Raw genomic sequence first — 10541 nt, 5'->3', positions numbered from 1 at the left:
CGCGAGCGCGACGAGAAGGGCGGCGAGAGCCCCGCGCCTCATGCCGCCGCCCCGGCGCGGGCCAGGGCCAGCGCCTCGGCAACGGCGGCGGCAGGCCCGGCGGGATGATCCCAGACCGGCCCGGCGACGGCGACGAAATCGGCGCGGACACGGGCGAGGGCCTCGATGCCGGCGAGATCGGGGGCAAAACCGACGACAGGCACCTGGAACACCTCGGCCCACCAGGCGACCCGCTCGACGACCGCATGGAAGGGCGGCAGAAGACCGTCCTTTTCGGCATAGCGGGAGGATTGCGGCTCGCCGAACATCACATAGTCGGCGCCGGCCTCGCCGGCCGCCATGGCATCGTCCTTCGACTTGAGGCCGCCGACGCCGACCATGCGCTGCGGGGAGAGCCGCGCCACGGCCTCGGTGAGCGCTTCGGCCTGGTAGAGGAGATGGATGCCGTCGGCGCCGCCGCGCGTCACCGCTTCGGCCGACGCCTCGGCCATGCAGGCCGCGCCGTTCTTCTGCACGACGGGTGCGAGGACCTTGATGCGGTTGACGAGCGTGCGCTCGTCGCAGGCGGCGAAACGGCAGACCACCGCCGCGACCGGCCCGGCCGCGAGGGCAACGGCGAGGACAGGCGCAAAGCCCTCCGGATCATCCAGGAGGGGCGTCACCAGAATGAGCTGGGTCTCTACGGGATCGGGAGTTCTGCTGTCGCGCATCGAGCGGCACCCTAGCGGGGAAAGCGGCGAAAAAACGGAAGGATGGTTGCAAACCGACGCGGGATCGACATCGTTTGGAAATATCGAGGCGCGAGCCTTGCTTCCATGCGGCCATCGCGTCGGGAAATCAACCGACGCGGCGGGACGCCAGTCCGCCTATCCTCTGCCGCCGCCACGTCAGGATCACCATGATGCGCTCTTCCTCGCCCTTCCGGCTCTCGGCCGTCTTTCTGCTCGCGATGGGATCGACAGCCCTCGCAGGTCCCGCCGACGACCTGTCGCGGGCGGCCGTCGCGGCGTTTCCGTCGTTGCAGATGGGCGGCGCCGCCGTGGGCGAGGCGCGCGACGAGGGCGGCAATGCCGTGCTCGCCAACGTCACCTTCTCCTCGACCGGCGCGACGCCGATCGGCGTGCGGATCGGCCGCGCCACGATCACCGGCGCGGCGGGCGCAGACGGTGCCCTCGCGAATGCCCGCATCCTGATCGAGGACGTCGAGGGCACCGGAGCCGACGGGCAGGGCTACAGGCTGGCGCGGGTGGAACTGCAGGGCGCGCAGGGATCGCTCGCCGCCTTCATGGGCAGCCTGGCGACGCTCGCTCCCCTGCTGCAGGCGGTCAACGAGGCGACCGCCACCGGCTATTCGGCACAGACCATCACCGCGCGCGGGCTGGTCGTCTCCCAGACGCAGCAGGGCCGCTCGCAGACGGCGCGTTACGGCGACATCACGATCAACGGCTACCAGCGCGGCCGGATCGCCGAAATGGTCGTCAGCGGCACGCAGATCGCACCCGGCGACGGCCAGCCGGGTCCCGGCGCCACCGCCGGCCGCATCCGGCTGACGGGCCTCGATTCCGTCGCCTCGGTTCGCGCGTCCGGTCCCGTTGGCACCTGGATGGAGAGCGGGACGGTCGAGCAGATCACCATCGCCTCGCCCCTGCCCGGTGCACCGGCCTTCACCATCGCCGCCATCACCATGAGCAAGGTCTCCATCCGTCCCGGCGAACAGTCGATCGCCGCGCTCGCACAGAGCATGCAGGCCCTCGGCCCCGCCCAGGATGAGGCCTCGCGCCGTCGCCAGGCGGGCCTGCTGGTGGAGTTCATGGAACGCTTCGACATGGAGCGGTTCGAGATCGCCGGCGTCGCCGGCGATACGCCGGAGGGCCTGCCGTTCCGGATGGGAAGCTTCAGCCTGTCGGGCCTCGCCCAGGGCAGGCTCGCCTCAATCTCGGTTTCCGGTGTCGCCGTGTCCGCCCGTGACGGCCATGACACGACGATCGGCCGGTTCACGGTCGAGGGCATTGACGGCTCCGGGCTTCTCGCCCTCGGCAAGGATTTCGCCGCCGGCCGGTTCAACCAGGGGCAGAGCGTGCCGCCGGCGGCCTATCCCCATGTCGCCCGCATCCTCTTCGAAGACATCGACGTCAAGCAGCGCGCCAACGGCCAGCAACTTGCCAAGCTCGGCCGCTTCGAGATCGAGGGCGGCCCGCGCATTGGCATGATGCCCTCGCGCCTGCGGGCGAAGCTGGCCGGCTTCGTCGCCCCGCTCACCAATGCCCGGCAGCGGGCACAGTTCGCCCCGCTCGGCCTGACCGAGAGCATCAGCCTGAGCGCGGAACTCGAGATCGAATATGTCGAGGCTGCGAAGGAATTGCGGATGCGGACCTTCAACGTCGAGGTCGATGACGTCGGATCGCTGAACCTCGTGATGACGGTCGGTGGCCTCGATCGTGCCCAGATCGAGGCACTGCCCGGCAGCGCCGCCGTTCTCGGGCTGTCGGCCAAGGCCGGGGCCATCACCCTCACCTATACGGAGGATGGCGGCGTCGCGAGTTTCATCAGCCATCTCGCCGGCCAGACCGGCATGAGCGAAGACGACCTGAAAGAACAGATCAAGGGCCAGGCCGGGGCCGTCGTCGGCCAGTTCGTCCAGGACCGGGCCGTCGCCGAGCAGATCGTCGAGGCCTTCGGCGAGTTCCTCGACGATCCGACCTCGCTCGCGATCACCCTGACGCCGAAGGGCGACATCCCGCTCGCCGCCCTCGCGGTTGCGATGCGCGGCTCGCCCTTCGCCGCCATGCCGATGTTCAACATCACGGTGAAGGCCAACGAGTGATGGGGGCCTTCGCGCGGGGATAGGCGAAAATCTCGCGTCCCGTCATTCCCGGGCTTGTCCCGGGCATGACGCGAAATGACGCGAAATGACGCCGGTCTCGGGAGCGCGCCAGGGGCCTCACACCAAACGAAAACGGGGAGGCTCGCGCCTCCCCGTTCCGCACTCCGACAGCAATGTTGGTCAGGCGATCTTCGGGTTGAGTTCACCCTTGGCGTAACGCTTGGCCATGTCGGCGAGCGTCACGACGCGCTTGATCTTGGAGGCCTGGCCGGCGGTGTTGAACTCCTGCAGCCGCTGCCGGCACAGGGCGGTCATCGCCTCCATGGCCGGCTTCAGATACTTGCGCGGGTCGAACTCGCCGGGGTGCTCCGACAGCACCTTGCGGATCTGGCCGGTCATGGCCATCCGGTTGTCGGTGTCGATGTTGATCTTGCGCACGCCGTGCTTGATGCCGCGCTGGATCTCTTCCACCGGCACGCCCCAGGTCGGCTTCATCTGGCCGCCGAACTTGTTGATGATGTCCTGCAGGTCCTGCGGCACCGACGACGAGCCGTGCATCACGAGATGGGTGTTCGGGAGCTTCCGATGGATCTCCTCGATGACGTTCATCGCGAGGACCTTGCCGTCCGGTTTGCGCGTGAACTTGTAGGCGCCGTGCGAGGTGCCCATGGCGATGGCGAGGGCGTCGACCTTCGTCTCCTGGACGAATTTCACAGCCTCGTCGGGATTGGTGAGAAGCTGGTCGTGGGAGAGCTTGCCCTCGGCACCATGGCCGTCCTCGGCCTCGCCCATGCCGCTTTCGAGCGAACCGAGCACGCCGAGTTCACCCTCCACCGAGATGCCGCCGAGATGGGCCATCTCGGTCACCTTCCGCGTCACGCCGACATTGTAGTCCCAGTCGCCGGGCGTCTTGCCGTCGGCCTTCAGCGAGCCGTCCATCATGACGGAGGTGAAGCCGGCCTGGATCGCGGTCATGCAGGTCGCCGGCTCGTTGCCGTGGTCGAGATGCACGCAGACAGGGATGTGCGGATAGATCTCGGTGACGGCGTCCATCATGTGCTTGAGCATGATGTCGTTGGCGTAGGAGCGCGCGCCACGGGAGGCCTGGATGATGACCGGTGCATCGACCGAATCGGCCGCCACCATGATCGCCAGCGCCTGCTCCATGTTGTTGATGTTGAAGGCGGGCACGCCATAGTCGTTCTCGGCGGCATGGTCGAGAAGCTGGCGGAGAGTGATGCGGGCCATGGGCGGTTTCCATCCTGACGTTCTTGAAAGAAGGGCAGCGACCCTCTAGCGCAAGGACGCGGCCAAAAAAAGCCGTCCTTTCGCATCGTCAGCGGTTCGTTCCAAAAGGTCGCGGCAAGGGAAGCGGCGCGGTGAGCGGCGGGGTGGCGCGCGGTTCAGGCGTCTCGCTCCGGGCGGCGGCGGCAACTGCGGCCCGTTCAGCGATGAGTGCATTGGCGCGCTCCAGCACCAGTTGCTGCACGACGGGGCTCGTCGCCAGCATGGCGTGGTTGACCAGGAAGGCGCCCGCCTGCCAGGCGTCGATGTTCTCGGCGCCCTCGACCTTCGGAAAGCCGGGGCTGAAATAGTTGATGCAGCGCGGCACCGGACAGGGCGGTGAGCCGAAGGCGGCGTCGATCGTGATGACCAGCGGGGCTGGCCTGCCGGCCTCGACGAGTTCACGGGCCCGCCTCAGGGCCGTCGCGCCGCCCATGGAATGACCGATGATCAGCACGGGCTCACTGCGGGCCGTCCGCGTCATCAGATGGGTATCGACGGCGGTGCTGTAGCCCATCCGCTCCAGCATGGGGGCAAGGGCGGAGACGCCGACGTAACTCTGGTGGACATAGATGAAGAGGCCGTCGAGCAGCAGGGCCGCCGGACGGGAGTCATCGGCGCGCGTCGGGCCGAGCGTGGCCAGCAGGGCCATGACCACCATCAGCGCGAGGCACCGGGCCTTTGTCATCGCTCGTGTCTCTCGCAAGCCCCCTGCCCGCTTCCCGCGACGGTCGCGCCTTCAGGTTCTCAGGACATCGACGCCCGGCAGGGGCTTGCCCTCCAGCCATTCTAGGAAGGCGCCTCCGGCGGTCGAGACATAGGTGAAGCGATCCGCCGCGCCCGCCTGGTTCAACGCCGCGACCGTGTCGCCGCCGCCGGCGACGGAGACGAGATGGCCGGCCTGCGTCAGTTCTGCCGCGGCCTCGGCGACGGAAACGGTCCCGTTGTCGAAAGGCTCCAGCTCGAAGGCGCCGAAGGGGCCGTTCCAGACCAGGGTCTTGGCGCGGCCGAGGACCGACACGACGTGCTCGACGGATTTCGGCCCGATGTCGAGGATCATCTCGTCGTCCGCGACCGCATCGATGCCGCAGACGCGGTGCGGCGCATTGGCCTTGAATTCCTTCGCGCAGACGACGTCGACGGGCAGCACGATGCGGCAGCCGTTCTGCGCGGCCTCGGCGACGATGGCGCGGGCGGTGTCGACGAGGTCGTGCTCGCAGAGCGACTTGCCGACAGGCTTGCCCTCGGCGGCCAGGAAGGTGTTGGCCATGCCGCCGCCGATGACGAGGAAGTCGACCTTCTTCGACAGGTTGCCGAGGAGGTCGAGCTTGGTGGAGACCTTGGCACCGCCGACCACGGCGACGACCGGGCGCTCGGGCTTTTCCAGCGCCTTGGTCAGGGCGTCGAGTTCGGCCTCCATGGTGCGCCCGGCATAGGCCGGCAGGACGCGGCCGAGGCCCTCGGTGGAGGCATGGGCGCGGTGGGAGGCCGAGAAGGCGTCCGCGACGAAGATGTCGCCGTTGGCGGCCAGCGCCTTGACGAAATCGGGCTCGTTCTTCTCCTCGCCCTTGTGGAAGCGGGTGTTCTCCAGCACCAGGATCTCGCCCGGCTTGATGGCATCGACGGCCCTCGCCGCGACGTCGCCGATGCAGTCGGCGGCGAAGGCGACGGGGCGCTTCAGCACGTCGGCGAGCGCCGGGACGACGGCCTTGAGGGACTGGGAGGGATCGACGCCCTTCGGCCGACCGAAATGGGCGAGGATGATGACCTTGCCGCCGCGGTCGGCAATATCGGTCAGAGTCGGCACGATGCGCTCGAGGCGGGTCAGGTCCGAGACCTTGCCGTCCTCCATGGGCACGTTGAGGTCGACGCGGACGAGCACACGCTTTCCGGCGAGGTTGGCATCATCGAGGGTGCGGAAGGTCATGGCGGTCGGCCTGCAGGATGGTTCGGGGCCGCGGTGCTACCCGTCATGCCCGGCCTTGGGCCGGGTATCCACGACGTGACCGCGACGCCTCGGAATTCGTGGATGCCCGGGACGAGCCCGGGCATGACGCTTGTGGCCGGGGGTAAACGCCCCGGAGCGAGAAGGGCCGCACACCCGGCGCAGCCCTGGCCGTCAGATCAGCTTCGCCATGGCGACGGCGGTGTCGCTCATGCGGTTCGAGAAGCCCCACTCGTTGTCGTACCAGGACAGCACGCGCACGAACTTCTCATCCATGACCTTGGTCTGGTCGAGGGCGAAGATCGACGAATGCGGGTCGTGGTTCATGTCGATGGAGACGTTGGGCTGATCGGTATAGCCGAGGATGCCCTTCAGCGGGCCGCGCCTGGCCGCCTTCATGATGGCCTCGTTGACCTTCTCGACCGAGGTCTTGCGCTTGGCGAGGAACTTGAAGTCGACGACCGAGACGTTGGGGGTCGGCACACGGATCGAGGTGCCGTCGAGCCGGCCCTTGAGCTCGGGGATGACCAGGCCGATGGCCTTCGCCGCGCCCGTCGAGGTCGGGATCATCGACAGGGACGCGGCGCGGGCGCGGTAGAGGTCCTTGTGCATCGTGTCGAGGGTGGGCTGGTCGCCGGTATAGGCGTGGATCGTCGTCATGAAGCCCTTGTCGATGCCGCAGGTCTTGTGGAGCACGGCGGCGATGGGGGCGAGGCAATTGGTGGTGCAGGAGGCGTTCGAGACGACGAGATGATCCTTCGTCAGCTGGTCGTGGTTGACGCCAAAGACGACGGTCATATCCGCGCCGTCGCAGGGTGCCGAGACGAGCACGCGCTTGGCGCCGGCCTTGAGGTGGGCGGCGGCCTTGTCGCGGGTGGTGAAGATGCCGGTGCATTCCATCGCCACGTCGACGTTCAGCGCCTTGTGCGGCAGCTCCGCCGGATCCTTGATCGCGGTGACCTTGATGCGCTTGCCTGCGACGATGAGGGTGTCGCCGTCGACCGAGACTTCGGCCGGGAAGCGGCCGTGGACCGAATCGAAGCGCAGCAGGTGAGCGTTCGTCTCCACGGGGCCGAGGTCGTTGATACCGACGACCTCGATGTCCTTGCGCTTGCCCTCGACGATGGCACGCAGGACGTTGCGGCCGATGCGGCCGAAACCGTTGATGAAGACGCGGGTGGTCATGGAAGTCCTCTCCTTCATGCGGCCCGTCTCATCCCGAGCGAACCGTTCAGCGGGCGGGCGTCGCGATCTGGCGCCCAATCACGTCAATCCCAAGGCAGATCAGCCGATCCGCGCCAGAACCGCCTCGGTGGCGGCCTCCGGCGTGATGCCGAAATGCTTGTAGAGTTCCTTGTAGGGGGCCGAGGCACCGAAGCCGGTCATGCCGACGAAGATGCCGTCATGGCCGATCACCGCATCCCAACCCATGCGCACGCCCGCCTCGATGGCGACCTTGACCGGCGCGTCACCGATCACCGCCTTGCGGATCTCGGCGGGCTGTTCGAGGAAGAGGTCGAGCGAGGGAACGGAGACGACGCGGGCGACGACGCCCTTCTCCGCGAGAAGCTTGCGGGCGCCGACGGCGATCTCGACCTCGGAGCCGGTAGCGAAGAGCGTGACCTGCGCCTTGCCGCCCTCGGCCTTGAAGAGCTCGTAGGCGCCGGCGGCGGAGCGGTTCACCTTCACATCGGTGCGCAGCTGCGGCAGATTCTGGCGCGTCAGCGCCAGGGTCGTCGGGCCGTCGATGCGGTCCAGCGCCAATTCCCAGCACTCGGCCACCTCGACCGCGTCGCAGGGGCGGAAGACCCGCATGTTCGGCATGGCGCGGAGCGCGGCGACATGCTCGACCGGCTGGTGGGTGGGTCCGTCCTCGCCGAGACCGATGGAATCGTGGGTCATGACATAGACGACGCCGGTTCCCATCAGCGCCGAGAGGCGCATGGCCGGCCGGCAATAGTCGGTGAAGACGAGGAAGGTCGCCCCGTTTGGCGCGAATCCGCCGTGCAGGGCGATGCCGTTCATGGCCGCGGCCATGCCGTGCTCGCGGATGCCGTAATGGATGTAGCGGCCCTTCGGGTTCTTCGCCGAGAAGGCGACGGCGGATTTGGCCTTGGTGTTGTTGGAACCGGTGAGATCGGCCGAGCCCGCGAGAAATTCCGGCATGGCCGGCACGATCGCCTCGATGGCGAGTTCCGAGGACTTGCGCGTGGCGATGTGCTGGGGCGCGGCGAGCAGCGCCTTCTTGTGGGCAGCGAGCGCCTTGGCGAGCCGGGCCGGCCTCTCGTGGGCGAGGCGGCGGTTGAACTCGGCCTTCTTCTTCGGCGGCAGCGTGTCGAACAGCGATTCCCAGGTCTTGCGGGCGCTCGCACCGCGGGCGCCGATCTTGCGCCAGGCTTCCAGAACGTCCGGGGCGATGGCGAAGGGCTCGGGCGAGATGCCGAGCTTCTCCTTGGCGCCCTTCAGCTCCTCGGCGCCGAGCGGCTCGCCATGGGCCTTGGACGTGCCGGCCTTTTTCGGCGCGCCATAGCCGATGACGGTCTTGCAGGCGATGAGGGAGGGCTTGCCGGACTTGCGGGCGCGCTCGATGGCTGCGCCGATGGCCTCCGGGTCATGGCCGTCGACGCGTTCGGCACGCCAGCCGGCGGCCTGGAAGCGCTTCAGCTGGTCGACCGAGTCGGCGATCGACAGCGGGCCGTCGATGGAGATGTCGTTGTCGTCGAAGAGGACGATGAGCTTGTTGAGCTTCCAGTGCCCCGCCATGGCGATGGCTTCCTGGCTGACGCCCTCCATCAGGTCGCCGTCGGAGGCGATGACATAGGTGTGGTGGTCGACGGCCTTCTTGCCGAACTCGGCGGCGAGCATCTTCTCGGCCAGCGCCATGCCCACCGCGGTGGCGATTCCCTGGCCGAGCGGCCCGGTGGTGGTCTCGACGCCCTTGGTGATGAAATTTTCCGGATGGCCGGGGGTCTTGGAGCCGAGCTGGCGGAAATTCTTGATCTCGTCGAGCGTCATTTCCGGCGCGCCGGTCAGGTAGAGCAGCGCGTAGACGAGCATGGAGCCGTGGCCGGCCGAGAGCACGAAACGGTCGCGATCGGGCCAGGTCGGGTTCGCCGCGTCGAACTTCATGAAGCGCGAGAACAGTACCGTGGCGATGTCGGCGGTGCCCATCGGCATGCCGGGATGGCCGGACTTGGCCTTTTCCACCGCATCCATCGCAAGGGTGCGGATCGCATTGGCCAGTTTGTCGTGCTGGGCCCGCGGCAGGATCACTGTGGACATCGGAGCGGCTCCTCGCAGCGCCGCCTCGGCGGAAAACGGCGCGCATTCCATGGAAAAACGCCCGGAGAGCATCCACCGGGCTGTCGGGCCGGTGTCGTATCAGCGACGGCCCCCGAGTCAATGGCCCCCTCGACAGGTTCGGCCTGCCGCGCCCCGAAACCGCCAGATGGCGGCACGGCGGCGGTCGCTCCGGGGCAAATATCCGCCCGGATGCGACAATCACGACAGTGGCGTTGACGCTGTTCGACCGGCTCGCGTAGGTTCCGTCCCGGTTCGCCTGCGGCTTCTGCCGCGAACGGCCGGCCCTCTCAGACCAGCAGGATCGAGCTTGGGATCCACGACCGGCCCATCGCGCCTTGAAACGGCGGCCTCCCGTTTGAAGACGGCGCTCGGGGCGCTGGAGACGGCCGTCGCGCGCAAGCTGGAGAACGACCGCCAGCAGGTCGTCGTCCACAAGCAGGTGGAAGCGCTCCAGGCGGACCGGTCGCGCCTCGCCGAGGATCTCGACCGCTCGGCCGACCGGGTCGCCGACCTCGAATCCGTCAACCGCGAAGTGGCGCGGCGCCTCGACCTGACCATGGACGCCATCCGCGGCGTCCTCGCCCGCTACGAGAGCTGAACCGCGATGGCGCATGTCTCCGTCACGATCAACGGCCGGTCTTTCCGCATGGCCTGCGACGACGGCCAGGAAGACCATCTGCTGCGGCTCGCGGCGGAGGTGAACGGCAAGGTGGACCAGTTGAAGGGCGCCTTCGGCGAGATCGGCGACACGCGGCTGACCGTCATGGCGGCGATCATGGTGGCCGACGAACTCGCCGACACGCGCCGCCGCCTGAAGGCCGCGGAGACCGAGCTCAACGCGCTGCGCGAGGCGCGCGCCGTGAGCGTCGAGCGCGCCGACGAGCGCGAGGCGCTCCTGGCGCATACGCTGGACGATGCCGCAGCCTCCATCGAGCGGCTGACCTCGCATCTGACCGGCCTGTCGAAGCCGGCGTCCTGATACCGGCAGCGGTCTGATCGGCGGACTGCTCGTTGCAACCGGCGTCGCCGCGGCCCTTCGCCATGTTGCGCTGACCCGCCGGGGTGTCTAAACCGAACAGCAGTCCTCCCTTCCTCACCCGTCCATCGCCATGAACCGTCCACCGCCTTCCGACCAGCCGGTGCCCGCGCATCTGGACCCCGATCTGGGACTGGACATGGTCACCG

At 68.1% G+C, this 10541-nt stretch carries 9 protein-coding genes; 3 read left to right on the top strand and 6 right to left on the bottom strand.

Annotation, left to right across the window (positions count from 1 at the left end; genetic code table 11):
- Window positions 1-38 precede the first annotated feature (38 nt).
- Window positions 39-710 carry a thiamine phosphate synthase gene (locus Q8O26_RS19740; RefSeq protein WP_305578761.1) on the bottom strand — a complete coding sequence of 224 codons (672 nt, stop codon included), beginning with the start codon at window positions 708-710 and terminating at the stop codon, window positions 39-41.
- Window positions 711-898: 188 nt separating this feature from the next.
- Between Q8O26_RS19740 and Q8O26_RS19735 the strand changes: the two genes are divergently transcribed.
- Window positions 899-2824, top strand: a complete 1926-nt coding sequence (locus tag Q8O26_RS19735; protein WP_305578759.1) for a hypothetical protein — start codon at window positions 899-901, stop codon at window positions 2822-2824.
- A 180-nt stretch (window positions 2825-3004) separates the two neighbouring features.
- Here Q8O26_RS19735 and fba read toward each other — a convergent pair whose 3' ends face one another.
- The 5 genes from fba to tkt all read right to left on the bottom strand — a co-directional run bounded on the left by fba (window position 3005) and on the right by tkt (window position 9335).
- Window positions 3005-4072, bottom strand: a complete 1068-nt coding sequence (gene fba / locus Q8O26_RS19730; protein ID WP_305578757.1) for a class II fructose-bisphosphate aldolase — start codon at window positions 4070-4072, stop codon at window positions 3005-3007.
- An 88-nt stretch (window positions 4073-4160) separates the two neighbouring features.
- Window positions 4161-4796, bottom strand: coding sequence for an alpha/beta fold hydrolase (locus Q8O26_RS19725; RefSeq protein WP_305578755.1), 636 nt, complete (start codon window positions 4794-4796; stop codon window positions 4161-4163).
- 51 nt (window positions 4797-4847) lie between these two features.
- Window positions 4848-6035, bottom strand: coding sequence for a phosphoglycerate kinase (gene pgk / locus Q8O26_RS19720; RefSeq protein ID WP_305578753.1), 1188 nt, complete (start codon window positions 6033-6035; stop codon window positions 4848-4850).
- A 192-nt stretch (window positions 6036-6227) separates the two neighbouring features.
- Window positions 6228-7238, bottom strand: a complete 1011-nt coding sequence (gene gap, locus Q8O26_RS19715) for a type I glyceraldehyde-3-phosphate dehydrogenase (RefSeq protein WP_305578751.1) — start codon at window positions 7236-7238, stop codon at window positions 6228-6230.
- A 99-nt stretch (window positions 7239-7337) separates the two neighbouring features.
- Complete coding sequence (gene tkt, locus Q8O26_RS19710; RefSeq protein ID WP_305578749.1) at window positions 7338-9335, bottom strand: transketolase; 1998 nt, start codon at window positions 9333-9335, stop codon at window positions 7338-7340.
- Between the two features lie 328 nt (window positions 9336-9663).
- Between tkt and Q8O26_RS19705 the strand changes: the two genes are divergently transcribed.
- Window positions 9664-9954 (top strand): DUF4164 domain-containing protein, encoded by a 291-nt coding sequence (locus tag Q8O26_RS19705; RefSeq protein WP_305578747.1) that lies wholly within the window; start codon window positions 9664-9666, stop codon window positions 9952-9954.
- A gap of 6 nt (window positions 9955-9960) precedes the next feature.
- Window positions 9961-10335, top strand: coding sequence for a cell division protein ZapA (locus Q8O26_RS19700; RefSeq protein WP_305578745.1), 375 nt, complete (start codon window positions 9961-9963; stop codon window positions 10333-10335).
- The last annotated feature ends 206 nt before the right edge of the window (window positions 10336-10541 follow it).

The sequence above is a fragment of the Phreatobacter sp. genome (assembly GCF_030691135.1).
GTDB lineage: Bacteria > Pseudomonadota > Alphaproteobacteria > Rhizobiales > Phreatobacteraceae > Phreatobacter.
The sequence above is the reverse complement of the archived record's forward strand: the minus strand, read 5'-3'. Positions and strand labels throughout refer to the sequence as shown.